Below are 17,066 nucleotides of genomic sequence, written 5' to 3' on the forward strand. Positions count from 1 at the left end.
CAGCCATGTTTATGTTGCACTGCACAATCACATTGGAATCACCTATATGTGTTGCAGGGAGGACCAACTGGAGCCTGAGTTATGGGTTTCTACACTGAATTGTTCGCCCGCCCTCGCCCCAAGGAACAGGTTCGCTACCGGGCAGCGCTTGCCTTGCTCAACGCGATGAACAGTGCCGACCGCGCCGATATCGGCATCAAGCCAGCCGATTTCCCCCGCATTGCCCGCGAGATGTCGACCCGCCAGGCCTAATTGTCCGCGCGTCACCGCGCTGCCGCAATCGCTGATGCATGATTGCGGCAGGCTGGAGATTCGCAATGAGGACGTCATCTATCGGTGCAGCATCGGCGCTCGTTTTCACGGGCCTGTCTTGCCTTCAAGCGTTGGCCGCCGAAACGCCTTATCTCGACGACCGCTCCGACGCCGCCGCTGTGGTGCGCTCGCTCTACAATGCGGTCAGCCGGCAGGAATATGCCCGCGCCTGGGATTATTTCGGCGAGACCAAGCCTGCCAAGGATTTTGAGGCCTTCGCCAAGGGCTACGAAACGACAGAACGCGTCGAGGTCGAAACCGGCGCCGTCAGCTCCGAAGGTGCGGCTGGCAGCATCTTCTACAACATCCCCGTCGCCATTCGTGCCGTCGACAAGGACGGCACCGAAAAGGTCTTCGCCGGCTGCTACACCGCCCGCCAGGTCAACGGCTCGATCCAGGAGCCGCCGTTCAAGCCGATCCAGCTCGACAAGGGCACGCTCAAGCCGGCCGAAGGCGCGCTGACCAATGCGCTGCCCAAGCAATGTGGCGACGCTCCACCCGTCGAAACCGACGCGGTATTCGATCTTGCCAAAAAGACATTCGCGGCCAGCCATCAGGCGCAATGCGATGTTGCCAAGGAAGGCGATGACGCGGCGCTAAGCTACAAGATCTCGTATCACAACAAGACGGATGCCACCGACGCAGCACCCAGCGAAGCCCGCCTGTTTCGCTTCTTCTGCCAGATGGGCGCCTACAACGAGACCCATGTCTATTATCTCTGGAACGAGGCCGATGGCCTCGCCGAGCAGCATTTCGCCACGCCCGAGCTCGATATCCGCTACGAAAACGACAACTCCGAAGGCAAGCTCGAAAGCGTCGCCGTCATCGGCTATCGCTCCGAAAACGCGCTGGTCAATTCGTCCTACGATGAAAAGACCATGACGATCCTGTCGCACAACAAATGGCGCGGCGTTGGCGACGCCTCATCGGACGGCACCTGGATCTTCCGCGACGGCGCGTTTTCGCTGGTCAAATACGACGTCGATGCGTCCTATGATGGCGAGATCAACCCCCAGAGCGTGCTCGACTACAACACCGGGCCGTGATCGCTAGTTCGCTGCCAACATCCAGTTGAGCGCCTCGCGCCAGTCGGTCATGCGGATCGGCGTGCCATGCGTGCCGGTCTCGAAACGCACGAAGCGCGCGGGATAGTTCGGCTTCTTGGCGAGGATCGCGCGGAAGAACGCCTCCTGCTTGTCGATGGGGAAAACCGGGTCCTTGCTGCCCTGGCCGAAGAACACAGGCACTTTGGCCGCGAAGGCCGGCGAGGTCAGGAACCCGTCGTCCCATAACGAGCCGAGCAGCATCAGCCCGCTCAGTTGCTTGGCCGCCTTGGCGTCGTGGGCAAGGCCCCAGCACAGCGCCCCGCCCATCGAGCCGCAGGCAACGACCACCTTGGCGCCGGGCGATTGGGCGACGTAGTGATCGATCAGGGCTGCGATCTCGGCCACGCCCTTGTCGCCAAAATCGGAAAAGTCGGGCGACAGATAAAGCCCGCCATTGTTGGCCATCAGGTTCTTGATGCGGTTGAAATTGCCGCCGAAGGTGAAGTCGTCGACGCCCTGCTTACGGCTGCCGCCCTGGCCGTGAAGGTAAAGCACGATGACCGACGCGCCCTCGGTCTTGCCGACAGCGACATGCTTGATGTCGTCGGCATCGGTCTTCAGCACCAGATCCTGCTGCACCTTGCGCACGCCGGTGTCGACATATTTGCCCTGCGCCCGCCGTTCGGGAATCTGGTCGCGCCCGTTGATGTCGCGCATCTCGCGATAGTCGACGACACGGTAGGTGTCACCCTCGGCAGACAGGATGGCCGGATAGGCGAAGAGGTCGTCCTTGTAGGAGGCAAGGGTTTGGGCATGAGCCGAGGAGGCGAGGGTCACAAGGACCAGTGAAAAGGCGCCCAGGAAAAGCCGGCGAAGGGCTGCGCTCGACGTTGCCCCCCTCTGTCCTGCCGGACATCTCCCCCTCAAGGGGGGAGATTGGCTGGCATCAACGTCGTCGCCAAATTGTATCGCAGCAAGCTGAGCGCCGCGGGCGCAGCTGCTGATCTCCCCCCAAGAGGGGGAGATGGCCGGCAGGCCAGAGGGGGGTGCGAAGGAACGTGACTTTAAATCAAAAGACATCGCCAAGGCTTGGCAAGCCCATGGGTCGTTTGTCAACCGCATCAACCCTGCAACACCCCACCGGCGGTCTCCAGCGCCTCCGGCGTATCAACGTCAACGGCAGCCCCTTTGCCGATCTCGACATCGATCACATCTACGCCCTCTGACTCGACAATATGCCGGGCGCCGGTGTCGCCTTCGAGGTGGGCTACGGCTGGGAACAGCGAGCGTGGCAGGATGACCGGGTTGCCGCGTTTGCCGTCATGGGTGGCGCGGACAACGGCGCGGCCGTCGGCGCGTTCGAAGGCGTCGATCAGCCGGTCGAGATCGCTGGCCAGCACCTCGGGCATATCGCCGAGCACGATAAGTGCGCCGGCGGCATCTTCGGGCAGCGCCGCGACACCTGCCTTGAGTGAACTGGCTAGGCCGGAGGCGAAATCGGCGTTGTGGGCGACCGGAATGTCGAGCCCGGCAAGTGCCTCGCGAATGCGGGAAGCCTGATGACCTGACACAACGACAGTGCTTTCGACTTTCGACGCCAGCACGCGTTCGGCCGTACGCCGCACCAGTGCCTTGCCCTGAAACAGCGCCATCAGCTTGTTGGGGCCGCCCATGCGGCTGGAACGGCCGGCGGCGAGCAGTACGGCGTGGACCTTCGGAACCGGCGGAATGGCGGCCAGATCGCGTGGCTGCGGCCGCGTCGGGATTTCCATCAGCAGGCCACCGACGCCCATGCCGCCAATGTCGGCAGCAGTCACCTCAAGCCCTGACATAAGCCGGTCGAGGACCCAGTCAAAACCGTTCTCCTTGGGGCTGCGGGCGCAGCCGGGCGCGCCGATCACCGCGGTAGCTCCGATATGGCCGAGCACCAGCAGATTGCCCGGGTCTACAGGCATGCCGGAACGGACAACGGTGCCACCGGCCGCGCGGATCGCTGCGGGGATGACATCGTCGAAATCGCTGAGCGCCGAGGCGCCGAAAATCACCACCATGTCGTGGTCGCGGGCGAGCGCCTTGGCGGCTTCGGCCACTTCGGCCGTTTCATGCGCCGTGCGACGCTCGGCGGTGAGCCGGCTACCCGAGCGTGCGAGGCGCTGCTCGGTCAGGCGGGAGGTCTTGTCGAGCACGCTTGGCTTGACGCTGGGCAGCACCGTCTGGATGACGCCGACGCGCTTGGGCAGGAACGGATAAACGGCAAATATCTCGCGAGCGGCGCACTGCTCGGTTGCCTGACGGACGAGATGGCCAGCAACGGCGAAGGGGATGATCTTGACCGTCGCGACCATCTGGCCTTTTTCGACTGACGCATGTTGGGCGAGCGTGGCGACGGTGATCGACGGGTCGATAGCGTTGATGGCATTGATGAGGGTAGCATCAACGGTGAAGACGCCGGCTTTCAGCGCATGCAGATTGACCCGTCCCGTCGCCGCCGGCTTCACCTCGACATGGCGGTGGCGCATGCTGGCAGCGATTGCTTCCGCCGCCCGATCCTCGCTGAGGTCACCCGGCTCCAGCACCGCAACGACGATTTCGCTCAGGCCGGCGGCCGCGAGTATCGCGATGTCTTCGGCGGCGAGCACATGGGCCTTGCGGTAGCGATGGTCGCCAGCGCTCGTGGAATGCGCAAGGACCGCGCCTTCAGCCTGTGCGACAGGTATCGCCCCGAATTTCACGCCGCCTCGCTTTTCGACTTGCCGACAAGCCCACGCGAACGGAACGCGGCAATGACCTGCGCCAGCACCGCAACCGCAATCTCGGCCGGATTCGCGGCACCGATGTTAAGACCGATCGGCGCGTTGATGCGCTCGATCTGATCAGGCGTGGCACCCATGCCAAGAAGCCGTTCGACGCGCTTGGCATGCGTCTTTCGGCTGCCGAGAGCACCGACATAGAAGCACTCGGCATCGAGTGCCGCCTTGAGCGCGAAGTCGTCGATCTTGGGATCGTGGGTCACCGCAGCCAGCGCCGCATAGCGGTCGAGCGGGGCGTGTTTCAGCACATCCTCGGGCCATTCGGCATGGAGGGTGACGTCGGGAAAACGATCGTTGCTGGCAAAAGCCGTGCGCGGATCGATGATTTCAAGCGGAAAACCGGCAATCTTGGCCATCGGCGCCAGTGCCTGGCTGATATGAACGGCACCGATCACCACAAGCCGCGGCTGCGGCAGGTGGACATTGAGGAAGAACTGGCGGCCTTCGGCTTCGGCGGCGCCGGACAGGCCGGTGCGGAACGCCTTGGCGAGTGCCGCGCCGAGGTCGCCGGCAACGACATCGCCCTCCTTGACCACACGGTCGCGACCGTCGCCCATGTCGGTGACCAGGATAGCGGCGCGGCGCGCCCGGCGCTCGGCATTCAGGGTCTTCAGTGCAAACGGATCCATCGCTTCACCCCAACCGCTCGACATAAACCCGGATATGGCCGCCGCAGGACAGGCCGACCTGCCATGCGGTTTCGTCGGCGACGCCGAATTCAAGCATCTTCGGCTTGCCGCTCTCGATCACATCGAGCGCTTCGGAAATGACCGCGCCCTCAACGCAACCGCCTGAAACCGAGCCGTGGAACGTACCCTCGGCGTCAATGACGAGATGGCTGCCGACAGGACGCGGTGCCGAGCCCCAGGTCTCGACAACGGTGGCGATGGCGACATCCTTGCCATCCTTCATCCAGCCTTCGGCGATGATCAGCGGGTCGCGGGCTTCATCGAGAAACTTGCTTGGCATAAAACCTCCTTCACGACCTTACGCCGCCCGGCGCCGGCCGTCGATCATCCACAATTTCGGGTCGCTTCTGCGCGAGGCGGGCGCGCCCAGCGAGGCGCAGAGATCGCCGAGCGCGTTGAGATTGTGCACCGGGCGGAACTCGTCGACATGCGGCAGCATGGCGCGAACGCCCCGCGCCCGGGCCTCGAAACCGTCGAAACGCAACAGCGGGTTGAGCCAGATCAGCCTGCGGCACGACTTTTTGAGCCGCTCCATCTCTTCGGAGAGGCCAGCGACATCATCGCGCTCGAGCCCGTCGGTGATGAGCAGCACCACAGCGCCCTGCCCGAGCACCCGGCGCGACCACAGCCGGTTGAACTCACCAAGCGTGTCGCCGATGCGGGTGCCGCCGGACCAATCCTTGACCGCGGACGAACAGTCGGCAAGTGCCGCATCGGGGTCGCGGTGACGCATCTGCCGGGTCAGGTTGGTGAGCCGCGTGCCGAAAACGAAAGTATGCACGCGCCGCCGTTTTTCAGTCAGCGCATGCAGGAAATGCAGGAAGATTCGCGTGTACTGGCTCATCGAGCCGGAAATGTCGGCCAGCACCACCAAAGGCGGGTGGACCTCGCGGACGGAGCGGAATTTCGGCAGGATCAGCTGGCCGCCGGTTCGCGCGGCGGCACGCATCATGGCACGCGGATCGACCTTGGCGCCATGCGGATCGGGCTTGAAGCGGCGCGTGCGCACGGTGTCGAAAGGCAGCCGCAGTGCTGCGATCTCGCGCCGTGCCTCGGTGACTTCGCGCGCCGTCATCTGGGCAAAGTCCTTGGCGCGCAGCATCTCGTTGCCCGACACTGTGAAGCGGGCATCGACCTCGATCTCGGGGATCTCGCGCGGCGGCTGGCTCTTCTGGTGGCCTTCGAACATCGCCTGGCTGACGCGGTTTTCGGCGGCGCGCGGCTTCTGCCTTTCTCGGTGGTCGGGTGCGACGGGCGAAAACATCGCCAGCATCTTTTCGATCAGCTCGCGTGACTTCCAGAACAGCCGGAACGCCTCATCGAACGTGGCATGATCTTCATGCCGGCTGACCAGCACGGCATGCAGCGTCCAGTAAAAATCGTCGCGCGAACCGATACCGGCAGCCAGCACGGCCTCGATGGCATCCTTGACCGACGCCGGGCCAACCCGCATGCCGGCCTTGCGCAAGGCGCGGGCGAAATAGACGATATTGTCGCCGATGCGACCGTCAGGCGGGATCGGGGTCATGTTGTCGCGCCCCTTGCACCGATCGGGGCTTCATTGATGTCACGGCATGGATTCCCGACACTCTCCGCTCGTTTCACTCGCTCACGAGGTCGGGAATGACGGGTTGCAGGAGGCGTCTTCGCAAATCCCAGACGTTTGCGATTGGCGGCGAGCGGCATGCGTTCGTGATTGGCGGCAACGTCCAGTGAGTCCGTCATTCCCGACCTCGTGAGCGCGTGAAACGAGCGGAGAGTGTCGGGAATCCATGCCGTGATGTCGAAGCAATCGAAGCCGGTCCAGGACGAGCAGATGGCCAGGTTCCGCCAAACCGGCATGCGGACTGAAGCGATCACCGCGCCCACGCCTGCAGGTTCAGCCAGATGGCAACCGAATGATGTAGGCGACAGGAACGCCATATCCCTACTCCGCCGCCGCCAGCTCCGCCTTCACCTCGTTGAGGATGCGGCGGCCTTCGCCCTGTTCGATGCGCGCAATGTCGTCCTGGTATTTGAGCAGCACGCCGATCGTGTCCGAAATCGTCTCGGGATCGAGCGCGACCTTGTCGAGTTCGGTGAGTGCCGAAGCCCAGTCGATGGTTTCGGCGACGCCCGGCACCTTGAACAGCTCGATCTCGCGCAGCCTCTGGATGAAGCTTACCACCTCGGCCGAAAGCCGCTGGTTGGCCTGCGGCACCTTGCGGCGAACGATTTCCAGCTCGCGCTCGGCATTGGGATAGTCGACCCAATGATAGAGGCAGCGGCGCTTGAGCGCGTCGTGGATTTCGCGGGTGCGGTTAGTGGTGATGATGACGATCGGCGGCTCCTCCGCCTTGATCGTGCCGAGTTCGGGCACCGTCACCTGATAGTCGGAGAGGATTTCGAGCAAAAACGCCTCGAACGCCTCGTCGGTGCGGTCGAGTTCGTCGATCAGGAACACAGGTGCTGCACCGGCCTTGCCGGTCAGCGCGTCGAGCACCGGGCGGCGGATCAGGTATTTCTCGGAGAAGACGTTTCTTTCCATGTCGGAGCGGTCGACCTTGCCCGTCGCCTCCTCCATGCGGATCTCGATCATCTGCGCCGCATAGTTCCACTCATAGACGGCGGAGGAGACGTCGAGGCCTTCGTAACACTGCAGGCGGATCAGCCGGCGGCCAAGGGCGCTTGCCAGGACCTTGGCGATCTCGGTCTTGCCGACACCCGCCTCGCCCTCGAGGAAGAGCGGCCGGTTCATGCGCAGTGAAAGAAACAGCACCGTCGCCAGCGCCCGGTCGGCGACATAATCCGCGCCGGTCAACAGATCGAGCGTCTCGTCGATCGTTTGGGGGATGGGACGAAGTTTTGGCTCGGTCATGGCGCTTCCGGGTGGCGGCCTACAGCACGTGGTAGCTGCGACCGTGATAGATCAGCGGGCGAAGGTTATCGCCGATGCGCAGGCCTGTCACCTTGCCAAACATGACACGATGAGTGGCCAGTTCCTTGGTGTCGACCAGTTCGCAGTCGAACACCGCGACAGCACCGATGAGTGCCGGCGCACCTGACGAAAGGATCTCCCACTCACCAAGCGCGAATCGCTGTTCGGGCGGCAAGCCAGTGACACCGGAAAAGGCGACGGCGAGCGGCTCGTGGCGCGCGGCCAACGTGTTGAGGGCAAAGTTGCCGTTTTCGATGAAGGCGTCGTTCTTGGGGTTCTCGCGATTGACGCAGACAAGAACCATTGGCGGGGTGTCCGAAACCGAGCAGGCGGCGATGACGGTGGCGCCACGTTTGCCCGCCACGCCGTCGGTGGTGACCAGATGAACGGCGCCGGCAAAGTGGCTCATGGCATCGCGGTAGGCCTGTGGCCCGACTTCAAACTTCTTCAGCAACGGATTTTCCTGTGGTGGACCCTGAGCGCTATATATGGCCGCATAGTTCAGCTCACAAGCAAGTGGGCCACAAGCACATTGCGCTTATACGGGCCACGCAGTAGGTCAAAGACATCGCGTAAACTTCCGCGCGCAGAGGACTTTGTTGGACCGAATGCGATCCGCAACCGCCATCGCCATGACACTTGCCATATCGCTTGTCGCGCTGGCCGCCCAGGCCGAGCCGCTGAGAATCGGCGTGGCAGCGCCGTTGTCCGGCCCTTCGGCGATGCTTGGCGAACAGATCAAGGCCGGTGCGATGCTCGCTGGCGAGCGCGACGGAACATCGATTGAGATCGCCGATGACCGCTGCACCGCCGAAGGCGGAGCCAATGCAGCGCAGGGTTTCGTCGAGGCCAAGGTCGCTGTTGTCATAGGCTTTGTCTGCACCGAAGCAATCGAGGCGGCCTTGCCCGTGCTGAAAGACGCGCAGATCCCCGTCATCACGGTCGGCGTGCGCACCGACAGCCTGACCGACCAGCGTGGCAAGACCGGCTGGCAGGTGTTCCGGCTCGGGCCGCGCGGCGACGAAGAGCGCGAAGCGGCGGCTTCCCTGCTGCCACGGCTATGGAACAACGAACTGTTCGCCATCGTCGACGACGGCACGATTTACGGCCGCGAGCTGGCCGAAAGCTTCCGGGCCGCCGTCGAGCAGGCCGGGCTGAAACCGGTGTTCGTCGACACCTACCGGCCGCAACTCGACAACCAGGTGGCGCTCGTTGCCCGCCTGCGCAAGGCCGGCGCCACGCATGTGTTTGTCGGCGGCGACGGTGAAGACATCGCTTTGATGGCGCGCGATGCGGCCACGCTTGGCAACGGCATGGTGTTTGCCGGGGGCGAAACGCTTCGCGTCGCCGACCGGACAGTGCCGCCGGCCGAGGGCACGTTGATGGTCGCGCCGCCTGAATGGTCCGATCTCGCCAAGGCGGACGTGCTGTCCGCATTCGAAGCGCAAAAGCTGATGCCTGACGGCTACACCCTACCCGCTTTTGCGGCGGTGGAGATCGCCCGCACCGCGGCAGAACTTGCGGCGTCGAGCGGAAAACCCGTCGCTGACGTGCTCGCAGGGCAAGAATTCGACACGGCGATCGGCAAGATCCGCTTCGACGCCAAGGGCGATCTAGCCGAAAACCCCTATCGCCTGTTCCGCTTCGACGGATCGAACTACGTGCCTTTAGAGACGCAATGATGATGTTGAAAGCCGGACCGCTGAACCTGATCACCGATGTCGCCGGCCTGCGGGTCGGCAATGCCGCTGACGACAAGGTCAAGTCGGGGGTGACGGTTGTTTTGTGCGACACGCCGGCTACGGCTGCAGTGCAAGTGCTGGGTGGCGCGCCGGGAACGCGCGAGACCGACCTGCTCGAAGCGCACAATACGGTGGAAACCGTCAATGCGGTGGTGCTTTCCGGCGGCTCGGCCTTCGGCCTCGATGCGGCGTCGGGCGTGCAGGCAGCCTTGCGCGAAAAGGGCATCGGTTTTGCCGTGCGCGACCAGATCATCCCCATCGTGCCGGCGGCGATCCTGTTCGACATGCTCAACGGCGGCGCCAAGGACTGGGGCCGCTACCCACCCTATCGCGAGCTTGGCTACGATGCCGTGCAAGCAGCCGGACGCAACTTCACGCTCGGTACGGCGGGTGCGGGCACCGGGGCGCTGACGGCAGGCCTCAAGGGCGGGCTGGGCTCGGCTTCGACAGTTCTGCCCAATGGCGTGACGGTGGGCGCGCTCGTTGCTGTCAATGCCACCGGTTCGGTGACCGTCGGGCGGTCCAGGCATTTCTGGGCGGCACCGTTCGAGCTCGACGGCGAGTTCGGCGGCCTCGGCTACCCCTCGCCACTGCCTGACGATGCGAGCCGCGTGTTCAAGAAATACGAGGAGGAAAACAGCGCTGCCGCCAACACCACGATTGCGGTGATCGCCACCGACGCGATGCTGACCAAGGCGGCTGCCAAGCGGCTGGCGATATCGGCCCATGACGGCTTCACCCGCGCCATATGGCCGGTGCACACCCCCTTTGACGGCGACCTGGTGTTTGCGCTGGCGACAGGAGCAAGCGGCATCACGATCGAACAGGGGGACGTCGTCGACTTCTTCGCCGCTGCCGCCTCGACGATGGCGCGGGCGATCGCGCGTGGCGTACATGCCGCGACCGCTGTGTCCGGCGACATCATGCCGGTGTGGTCGGCACGCTGAGCCAAAATCCTTTATTGACGGTATCTTAGCGCTTTCGCCTGAAAAACTGAATCAACCGGGTACGAGAGGGATTGCCGTGAAATCGATCAAGCTTCTTTGCCTCGCAGGCCTGTCGTTGTTTGCCGCATCACAGCTGGCTCATGCCGGCGACGCGGCCGACCTCAACGTGCTCGGCTTCAGCGCCAACGGCAAGATTTTCGCTTTCGAAGAGTACGGCATCCAGGACGGTTCGGGCTTTGCCTATGCGCACCGCTTCTACATCGATACCGAAACCGACAAGTTCTTGCCCAACACGCCGGTGCGCGTGCAGATGGAAGACGAGAGTATTGGCCTGCAGGTGGCGCGCGACCAGGCGCGGGCGCGCGGCGAGAAAGTCGTCAAGGACGAGGTTCTGGCCGCCAATCGCGGCCGTCTCGCAGGCTTCAACGCGGTGACCGAAATCAGCGCCGATCCGCACAAGATGGTGGTCAATCCGCGCCCGGTGTTTCCACCCATCGACCCGCAGCTTGAATTCCGGCTCGAAGAGATTTCACTTGGCGAGATCGAGCGCTGCCCCGGCATCGGCCCGGTCAAGGGTTTTAGGCTGGTCCATGTGCGTGACGACGGCAAGACCGACGTGCTGCAGGAAGATAAGGACGTGCCGCTGAGCCGTGGCTGCCCGAGCGGCTACCGTATCGGCGGCGTGCAGACCTTCTTCGGGGAAGGCGGCGCGATGACCTATGCCGTGCTGATCACCGTCATCCGCCACGGCTTCGAAGGCCCCGACCACCGCTGGATAGCGGTGACGGGCCGGACGTGACCGACGACGTGGCGATGACTGCCGGGGCAAGCCTGCCAGGGACTTCGAAAGAACCGCGCGTCAGCGAGCGGCTGCGCCAGGCGCTGCCTTCCTTGCGCCTGGCAATCGCCGGCTCCGTTGTCTGGGGTCTTGCAATGGGAGCAAGCGCGCTCCTGACGCTACTGCTCGACGGTTGGGAAACTCCGGTTGGCGTCCACATTGTTGTATCGCTGTTCACGCTCGGTGGAGCCGCCGCCTTCCCGATCGGCTGGACGCTGGCAAAACTGCTTTCGCAAGGCCGCCGGCCCGAAACGGCCTTCGCCGCCGCTTTCGTGTCGCTTGGCGTTGTGACAATCGGCCTGACCGCCCTGCTCTACGCGCTGCAATATCGCAGCTACTACGCCGAGTGGCATGCGGCCCCCTTCACCATCACCTGGGCGTTCCAGTTCGTCTTCACCGGGCTGGTCGCGCTCTATCAATTTGCCGTTTTGGGCCTTCGGCTCTATTTTCCAATCGGATTTGCCGCCCTTTTCACTGCTGCTTTGTGGTTTGCTGCCCGTTCGCGTTGAGCATTGCGCCCAGCTCTGTTAGGGGAGCGGCGACGCAACCGCAGCTGGACACCCCGCCATGATCCCTCGCTATTCCCGGCCCGAGATGGTCGACATCTGGTCCCCCGAAACCCGGTTCCGCATCTGGTTCGAGATCGAGGCCCATGCCTGCGACGCGCTGGCCGAGATCGGCGTGATCCCCAAGGAAGCGGCCAAGACGATCTGGGAAAAGGGCGGTGCCGCCACCTTCGACGTCGAGCGCATCGATGAAATCGAGCGTGTCACCAAGCATGACGTTATCGCTTTCCTGACGCATCTCGCCGAATTCGTCGGCCCGGATTCGCGCTTCATCCATCAGGGCATGACCTCGTCGGACGTGCTCGACACCTGCCTTTCCGTGCAGTTGGTGCGCGCCACCGACATCCTGCTTGCCGACATCGACGCGCTTTTGGCCGCTCTCAAGCGCCGCGCCTTCGAGCACAAGGACACCGTCACCATCGGCCGCAGCCACGGCATCCATGCCGAGCCGACAACCTTCGGCGTCAAGCTGGCGCTGGCCTTCGCCGAATTCACGCGCTGCCGCGAGCGGCTGGTGCATGCCCGCGAAGACATCGCCACCTGTGCCATTTCGGGCGCTGTCGGCACCTTCGCCAACATCGACCCGCGCGTCGAGGAGCATGTCGCAGCCAAGCTCGGCCTCAAGCCCGAGCCGGTGTCGACGCAGGTCATCCCGCGCGACCGCCACGCCATGTTCTTTGCCACGCTCGGCGTGATCGCTTCGTCGATCGAGCGCGTCGCCATCGAAATCCGCCATCTGCAGCGCACCGAGGTGCGTGAGGTGGAGGAGTATTTCTCGCCGGGCCAGAAGGGCTCCTCGGCGATGCCGCACAAGCGCAACCCGGTGCTGACCGAAAACCTGACCGGCCTTGCCCGCATGGTCCGCTCCTATGCGGCGCCAGCGATGGAGAACGTAGCGCTGTGGCACGAGCGCGACATCTCGCACTCCTCGGTCGAACGCATGATCGGCCCGGACGCCACCGTCACGCTCGACTTCGCGCTGGCGCGGCTGACCAACGTCATCGACAAGCTCGTCGTCTACCCCGACAGCATGCTCAAGAACATGAACAAGTTCCGCGGTCTCGTGCATTCTCAGCGCGTCCTGCTGGCGCTGACGCAGGCAGGCGTTTCCCGCGAGGACGCCTACCGGCTCGTCCAGCGCAACGCCATGAAGGTCTGGGAAGAAGGCAAGGATTTCCTTGAGGAACTTCTCGCCGACAAGGAAGTGACCGCTGCCTTGCCTGAAGCTGAGATCCGTGAAAAATTCGACCTCGGCTACCACACCAAGCATGTCGATACGATCTTCAAGCGGGTATTTGGCTAAGGTTTTTGATGCGGCTGGCTGTTGTTTCAGACATCCACGGAAATCTGCGCGCGCTGGAAACTGTCCACGCGCGCATCAAGGACAGTGCCCCTGATGTCATAGTCAATCTGGGGGACTGCATCTCCGGCCCGCTATGGCCGGAGGAAACCGCGCAATATCTGATTGCCGAGAACTGGCCTACGGTGCGCGGCAATAACGATCGCGCCCTGGTCGAAACCCCTGTGCCCGATTTGGAAAGCATCGACGCGTTTACGCACCGATGCTTGTCCCCAACGTCGCTGACTTGGGTCTCGTCATTGCCACTCACCTTGCCCCTCGCGCCCGACATCTTGCTCTGCCACGGCTCGCCAACCGACGACGAGACGTTCCTGCTCGAAGAAGATGGTGGCAACCACTTCTTTCCATCCAACCAGAGCCAGATTAGGCACAAGCTTGGAGAGATCGACGCCAAGCTCATACTCTGCGGCCACACGCACACGCCACGTGTCGTGCATGTGTCCGATCGGCAGGTGGTCCTCAACCCCGGCAGCGTCGGCGTCCAGGCCTTTCCCGGCCTAACCGTGACTGGCAGCCCACACGCCCGGTACGCCATCGCCACGCTCAAGAACGGCGACTGGTCGTTCAGCCATCACGCCATCGACTACGATTGGGGCAAAGCCTCGCGGCGCGCGGTGGCTGCCGGCTTTTCCAGCTGGAGCCATGGGTTGGCGACCGGCTATGCGGCCGGGACCGCATAGCATCGGACGATGCGTCTCAGCCCGCAAAAGCATCCATCAGGATGAAGCTCGGGTCTTGCCGCTGATATCCGTTGATCAGCGGCACCAGGCGCGTGAAATGCTCGGTCTGGCAATGGATATCAAGGGCCGCGCGATCAGGCCATTCCTCGATGAAGACGAAATGGCCGGGATCCTTCTGATCCACGAAGAGGTCGTAGGAGATGCAGAGCGGTTCGCGCTTGGTCTTCTCTACGAGCTCGGCATAGAGCGGCAGTACAACCTCTATGAACTCAGGTTTGATGAAATCCTGAGCTATGACTTTCAGCATGGAGGGCTCCCGCAATGGCATCGGAACTGCCGACATGGCAGGCCCATTGGTATCGCGCATAACACAAGCGACCGCCAAACCGTGTCAGGATGGATTGTCACGTCCCGGCTGCCCAAGGCTACTCGCCGAATGCGGGAGCGAATTTCAACGCACCGCTCGGAGCCTGTCCACGCAGAACCAGCCGCTGGACGTATCGGACGTCAACGTCGCCATATGTCAGTTGGCCGTCGCTGACGAAACCGGCATGGCTGTAGACTTCGGGGTTGCCGATCAGCGCACAGCCGCTTGCGCCACGCTTGCCCAGCATCGTCAGGCCGGCCGCAATCAGCGTCCTGCCTATGCCTTGACGCTGCCGCTCGGGTTTCACGGATATCGACCCGAGTCCGAACCAGCCGTGATGCCTGCCGTCGATCGAGACGGGCGAGAACGCCACATGCCCGACAATCTCGCCGTCGTCCTCCGCCACCAGTGAGATCGTCAGATCGTCATCGGCACGCAACCGCCTGATGATGTCCGCTTCAGTTCCCTCGCTGTACGGCATCGGCTTGAATGCGATCCACGTGAGCTCGTGGATCGCATCATGGTCTGTGGAGGTTTCGGGCCGGATCAACATTTCAAGAAGGCGCACCGGGCACGGCTTTGATCACCGTACCCCAGGGATCCTCGTAGGTCGAAGCCGCCTTGGCGTCGGCCGAGCGCATTTCGACCCAGGCAAGGCCGGTGCGCGAGAGGTCACGCTTTCCCGCACCTGGGCTCTGCCAGGAATTGGCGCCGATATGGTGATGGTAGCCGCCAGACGACAGGAAAACGGCGCTGTTGCCGTATTTCGCCATCGTGTCGAAGCCGAATTGCTTGTTCCACCACTCCGCGGCCGCCGCAGGATTGCCGACGCGCAGATGGACGTGGCCGACGATGCTGTTTTCTGGCATGCCCTGCCAGCCGGCATCGCCAGCAGGCACCTCGGCGACAATGGACGGGATATCGAGCTGCTCGGTCGCCATATCAACCTGCGAGCCGGTCCATTTCCAGCTGTCATGCGGCCGGTCGCGATAGATCTCGATACCGTTGCCTTCCGGGTCGGTCAGGTAGAGCGCCTCGCTGACCAGATGGTCGGACGCGCCGTCGACCGGAATGCGCGTGTCGATCGCGTGCTTGATCCAGCGCCCGAGATCGGCGCGGGTCGGCAGCAGGAAGGCGGTGTGAAACAGGCCCGCACTGCGCGGATCGTCAGGCTTGGCCGCCTTGTCGGACTCGATGTTTAGCAGCGCGCGGCTGCCAGCACCCAGCGTGATGGTTTCGCCGTCGCGGGCGAGCTCCTGCAGGCCAATCACGTCGCGGTAAAATTTGGCCATCGCCTCGGCGTCGCGTGCCTTAAGGCCGACGCGCGCAACGCTGACCGGCGTTGTGGCGGCAAAGGGTATCTTGCTCATCTTGGGCTCCGTATGGCCAACGCCGCCTGTCGCTCCCATCGCAAGGAGGGCTGCGCTGCCAATCAGTTTGCGCCGTGTCAGTTCCAAAATCCACTCTCCGGCCAACACGGCTGTTTCTCGTCATAGATCGGCTGAGCGCATCGTTCACACAAGTCAGCAAAGACCGAACACGGCGTTCAACATTTCGATATCAACCGACCTATTGCCGGCTTCTGGTCGCCGCCAGAGGTTTGCCAGAGGTTTGATTGTGCCAGTGGCCAATCGCCGAAGACTTTTCCAATGCCGGGCGCTAGCAGTTCGGTTGCTGAAATTTGATCCGAGCGCATTTCATGAATGACAATGAACACATATCGCTGAGACCGGCACGCCGTGGTGACGGACAGGCCGCGTTTGATATCACGCGGGCTTCCGTTCGCGAGCTGGCGAAGGGCCACTACTCCGCCGAGCAGATCGCCGGATGGATGGGGGAACGGACGCCCGACACCTACGAAGCGTTGATTGATAAAGGGCTGATGGTCGTTGCCGAGCAAGGCGGCAGGATCGTCGGTTTTGTCGATTCCGAGCCCGGTGAGGTGACGCGGCTGTTTCTTCTGGTCGACGCCGCAGGTTCAGGTCTTGGCAAGCGGCTGCTCGAAATCGGCATCGAGAATGCGCGGCAGAACCATGACGGGCCGATCAAGGTCGAATCAACTGTCAATGCCGAGGGCTTTTATCGCCGCCATGGCTTTCGCACCGTCGAGCGGGGCTATTTCTCGCATGGCGTCGGCGGCGATCCGATCGAGATCGTGCATATGGAACTGTGAGCCGCACCGGCTTGCACCGGCGAGATCGGATCGCTACATCCGCGATATGAAGGTAAAAGACGCCGATATCATCATCGTGCCCGGATACACCAATTCGGGACCATCCCACTGGCAGAGCCGCTGGGAGGAAAAACTATCGACCGCGCGCCGCGTCGAGCAGGACGAATGGTCGAAGCCGGTGCGCGAGGACTGGACGGCCAAGGTCATCGACGCGGTCAACGCGGCGGAACGGCCGGTGGTGCTGGTTGCACACTCGCTCGGCATCCCGACCGCCATCCATGCCATTCCGGGCTTCAGGAAATACGTGGCGGGCGGCTTCTTCGTGGCCCCGCCAGATGTCGCCAACCCGGCGATCCGGCCGAAGCATCTGCTGACCTTTGGGCCCTACCCGCGCGATCCGCTGCCATTTCCCTCGGTGGTGGTCGCCAGCCGCAACGATCCCTACTGCGCGCTCGACGTCGCCGAGGACATCGCCGCGGCCTGGGGCTCGCTGTTCATCGATGCCGGCGAAGCAGGCCACATCAATGCCGATTCCGGCTTCGGGCCGTGGCCCGAGGGGTCGATGGTGTTCGCGCAGTTCATGTCGCGGCTGGAAGGCTAAGACTTTGATTTTGCGTAT

21 protein-coding genes are annotated in these 17,066 nt (G+C 63.2%); 10 read left to right on the top strand and 11 right to left on the bottom strand.

Translation table 11 applies throughout. The features are described 5' to 3' along the window. Positions 1-81: 81 nt before the first annotated feature. Positions 82-252, top strand: coding sequence for a hypothetical protein (locus AC1RTB_RS02245; RefSeq protein ID WP_154383983.1), 171 nt, complete (start codon positions 82-84; stop codon positions 250-252). 65 nt (positions 253-317) lie between these two features. Beyond that, positions 318-1,358: a DUF1176 domain-containing protein gene (locus tag AC1RTB_RS02250; RefSeq protein WP_492876519.1), complete on the top strand. Its 1,041-nt coding sequence runs from the start codon at positions 318-320 to the stop codon at positions 1,356-1,358. A gap of 3 nt (positions 1,359-1,361) precedes the next feature. On the opposite strand, the gene AC1RTB_RS02255 is transcribed toward AC1RTB_RS02250, so the two are convergent. The 8 genes from AC1RTB_RS02255 to AC1RTB_RS02290 all read right to left on the bottom strand — a co-directional run bounded on the left by AC1RTB_RS02255 (position 1,362) and on the right by AC1RTB_RS02290 (position 8,228). After that, entirely contained in the window at positions 1,362-2,204 is an 843-nt protein-coding gene (locus tag AC1RTB_RS02255; RefSeq protein WP_492877286.1) for an alpha/beta hydrolase family protein, read from the bottom strand. Positions 2,205-2,479: 275 nt separating this feature from the next. Continuing rightward, the gene (locus AC1RTB_RS02260; RefSeq protein WP_492876517.1) at positions 2,480-4,090 is read right to left on the bottom strand and encodes an NTP transferase domain-containing protein; all 1,611 of its coding nucleotides are present in this window, start codon (positions 4,088-4,090) and stop codon (positions 2,480-2,482) included. After that, positions 4,087-4,797: an XdhC family protein gene (locus AC1RTB_RS02265; RefSeq protein ID WP_492876515.1), complete on the bottom strand. Its 711-nt coding sequence runs from the start codon at positions 4,795-4,797 to the stop codon at positions 4,087-4,089. The genes AC1RTB_RS02260 and AC1RTB_RS02265 overlap by 4 nt, the downstream gene beginning before the upstream one ends. A 4-nt stretch (positions 4,798-4,801) precedes the next feature. After that, a complete protein-coding gene (locus AC1RTB_RS02270) occupies positions 4,802-5,137 on the bottom strand; it encodes an XdhC family protein (protein ID WP_492876513.1) in 336 nt (111 codons plus the stop codon). An 18-nt stretch (positions 5,138-5,155) separates the two neighbouring features. Beyond that, complete coding sequence (locus AC1RTB_RS02275; RefSeq protein WP_492876511.1) at positions 5,156-6,385, bottom strand: vWA domain-containing protein; 1,230 nt, start codon at positions 6,383-6,385, stop codon at positions 5,156-5,158. Beyond that, positions 6,382-6,780 carry a hypothetical protein gene (locus AC1RTB_RS02280; protein WP_492943786.1) on the bottom strand — a complete coding sequence of 133 codons (399 nt, stop codon included), beginning with the start codon at positions 6,778-6,780 and terminating at the stop codon, positions 6,382-6,384. The genes AC1RTB_RS02275 and AC1RTB_RS02280 overlap by 4 nt, the downstream gene beginning before the upstream one ends. 4 nt (positions 6,781-6,784) lie before the next feature. After that, on the bottom strand, positions 6,785-7,714 hold the full coding sequence (locus AC1RTB_RS02285; RefSeq protein ID WP_492876509.1) for an AAA family ATPase: 930 nt from the start codon (positions 7,712-7,714) through the stop codon (positions 6,785-6,787). Between the two features lie 19 nt (positions 7,715-7,733). Then, positions 7,734-8,228, bottom strand: a complete 495-nt coding sequence (locus AC1RTB_RS02290; protein ID WP_492876508.1) for a flavin reductase family protein — start codon at positions 8,226-8,228, stop codon at positions 7,734-7,736. Positions 8,229-8,382: 154 nt separating this feature from the next. Between AC1RTB_RS02290 and AC1RTB_RS02295 the strand changes: the two genes are divergently transcribed. The 6 genes from AC1RTB_RS02295 to AC1RTB_RS02320 all read left to right on the top strand — a co-directional run bounded on the left by AC1RTB_RS02295 (position 8,383) and on the right by AC1RTB_RS02320 (position 13,907). Continuing rightward, on the top strand, positions 8,383-9,456 hold the full coding sequence (locus tag AC1RTB_RS02295) for a branched-chain amino acid ABC transporter substrate-binding protein (protein ID WP_492876506.1): 1,074 nt from the start codon (positions 8,383-8,385) through the stop codon (positions 9,454-9,456). A 2-nt stretch (positions 9,457-9,458) separates the two neighbouring features. After that, on the top strand, positions 9,459-10,463 hold the full coding sequence (locus AC1RTB_RS02300) for a P1 family peptidase (RefSeq protein ID WP_492877284.1): 1,005 nt from the start codon (positions 9,459-9,461) through the stop codon (positions 10,461-10,463). A 76-nt stretch (positions 10,464-10,539) separates the two neighbouring features. Next, entirely contained in the window at positions 10,540-11,262 is a 723-nt protein-coding gene (locus tag AC1RTB_RS02305) for a DUF2259 domain-containing protein (RefSeq protein ID WP_492876504.1), read from the top strand. A gap of 14 nt (positions 11,263-11,276) precedes the next feature. Beyond that, positions 11,277-11,810: a hypothetical protein gene (locus AC1RTB_RS02310; protein ID WP_492877282.1), complete on the top strand. Its 534-nt coding sequence runs from the start codon at positions 11,277-11,279 to the stop codon at positions 11,808-11,810. 58 nt (positions 11,811-11,868) lie between these two features. Then, positions 11,869-13,170, top strand: coding sequence for an adenylosuccinate lyase (purB, locus tag AC1RTB_RS02315; RefSeq protein WP_492876502.1), 1,302 nt, complete (start codon positions 11,869-11,871; stop codon positions 13,168-13,170). An 8-nt stretch (positions 13,171-13,178) separates the two neighbouring features. Beyond that, positions 13,179-13,907 carry a metallophosphoesterase family protein gene (locus AC1RTB_RS02320; protein WP_492876500.1) on the top strand — a complete coding sequence of 243 codons (729 nt, stop codon included), beginning with the start codon at positions 13,179-13,181 and terminating at the stop codon, positions 13,905-13,907. A gap of 16 nt (positions 13,908-13,923) precedes the next feature. Here AC1RTB_RS02320 and AC1RTB_RS02325 read toward each other — a convergent pair whose 3' ends face one another. From AC1RTB_RS02325 to AC1RTB_RS02335, 3 genes are read right to left on the bottom strand one after another with little or no spacing between them, the layout of a single operon-like run. Next, positions 13,924-14,274, bottom strand: a complete 351-nt coding sequence (locus tag AC1RTB_RS02325) for a putative quinol monooxygenase (protein ID WP_492876498.1) — start codon at positions 14,272-14,274, stop codon at positions 13,924-13,926. A 58-nt stretch (positions 14,275-14,332) separates the two neighbouring features. Beyond that, positions 14,333-14,827, bottom strand: a complete 495-nt coding sequence (locus AC1RTB_RS02330; protein WP_492877280.1) for a GNAT family N-acetyltransferase — start codon at positions 14,825-14,827, stop codon at positions 14,333-14,335. Position 14,828: 1 nt separating this feature from the next. Then, on the bottom strand, positions 14,829-15,731 hold the full coding sequence (locus tag AC1RTB_RS02335; protein ID WP_492876497.1) for a VOC family protein: 903 nt from the start codon (positions 15,729-15,731) through the stop codon (positions 14,829-14,831). A gap of 242 nt (positions 15,732-15,973) precedes the next feature. Between AC1RTB_RS02335 and AC1RTB_RS02340 the strand changes: the two genes are divergently transcribed. Both AC1RTB_RS02340 and AC1RTB_RS02345 read left to right on the top strand, forming a co-directional pair. Then, positions 15,974-16,447: a GNAT family N-acetyltransferase gene (locus tag AC1RTB_RS02340; RefSeq protein ID WP_492876495.1), complete on the top strand. Its 474-nt coding sequence runs from the start codon at positions 15,974-15,976 to the stop codon at positions 16,445-16,447. 46 nt (positions 16,448-16,493) lie between these two features. After that, positions 16,494-17,048 carry an RBBP9/YdeN family alpha/beta hydrolase gene (locus tag AC1RTB_RS02345; protein WP_492876493.1) on the top strand — a complete coding sequence of 185 codons (555 nt, stop codon included), beginning with the start codon at positions 16,494-16,496 and terminating at the stop codon, positions 17,046-17,048. Positions 17,049-17,066 lie beyond the last annotated feature (18 nt).

The organism is Aminobacter sp. GW821-FHT11F06 (assembly GCF_058808215.1).

Coding starts and splice junctions, on each gene's coding strand:
- AC1RTB_RS02245 (WP_154383983.1), top strand. CDS start 82: ATGGGTTTCTACACTGAATTGTTCGCCCGCCCTCGCCCCAAGGAACAG.
- AC1RTB_RS02250 (WP_492876519.1), top strand. CDS start 318: ATGAGGACGTCATCTATCGGTGCAGCATCGGCGCTCGTTTTCACGGGC.
- AC1RTB_RS02265 (WP_492876515.1), bottom strand. CDS start 4,797: ATGGATCCGTTTGCACTGAAGACCCTGAATGCCGAGCGCCGGGCGCGC.
- AC1RTB_RS02270 (WP_492876513.1), bottom strand. CDS start 5,137: ATGCCAAGCAAGTTTCTCGATGAAGCCCGCGACCCGCTGATCATCGCC.
- AC1RTB_RS02275 (WP_492876511.1), bottom strand. CDS start 6,385: ATGACCCCGATCCCGCCTGACGGTCGCATCGGCGACAATATCGTCTAT.
- AC1RTB_RS02280 (WP_492943786.1), bottom strand. CDS start 6,780: ATGGCGTTCCTGTCGCCTACATCATTCGGTTGCCATCTGGCTGAACCT.
- AC1RTB_RS02285 (WP_492876509.1), bottom strand. CDS start 7,714: ATGACCGAGCCAAAACTTCGTCCCATCCCCCAAACGATCGACGAGACG.
- AC1RTB_RS02295 (WP_492876506.1), top strand. CDS start 8,383: ATGCGATCCGCAACCGCCATCGCCATGACACTTGCCATATCGCTTGTC.
- AC1RTB_RS02300 (WP_492877284.1), top strand. CDS start 9,459: ATGTTGAAAGCCGGACCGCTGAACCTGATCACCGATGTCGCCGGCCTG.
- AC1RTB_RS02310 (WP_492877282.1), top strand. CDS start 11,277: ATGACTGCCGGGGCAAGCCTGCCAGGGACTTCGAAAGAACCGCGCGTC.
- purB (WP_492876502.1), top strand. CDS start 11,869: ATGATCCCTCGCTATTCCCGGCCCGAGATGGTCGACATCTGGTCCCCC.
- AC1RTB_RS02320 (WP_492876500.1), top strand. CDS start 13,179: ATGCGGCTGGCTGTTGTTTCAGACATCCACGGAAATCTGCGCGCGCTG.
- AC1RTB_RS02325 (WP_492876498.1), bottom strand. CDS start 14,274: ATGCGCGATACCAATGGGCCTGCCATGTCGGCAGTTCCGATGCCATTG.
- AC1RTB_RS02330 (WP_492877280.1), bottom strand. CDS start 14,827: ATGTTGATCCGGCCCGAAACCTCCACAGACCATGATGCGATCCACGAG.
- AC1RTB_RS02340 (WP_492876495.1), top strand. CDS start 15,974: ATGAATGACAATGAACACATATCGCTGAGACCGGCACGCCGTGGTGAC.
- AC1RTB_RS02345 (WP_492876493.1), top strand. CDS start 16,494: ATGAAGGTAAAAGACGCCGATATCATCATCGTGCCCGGATACACCAAT.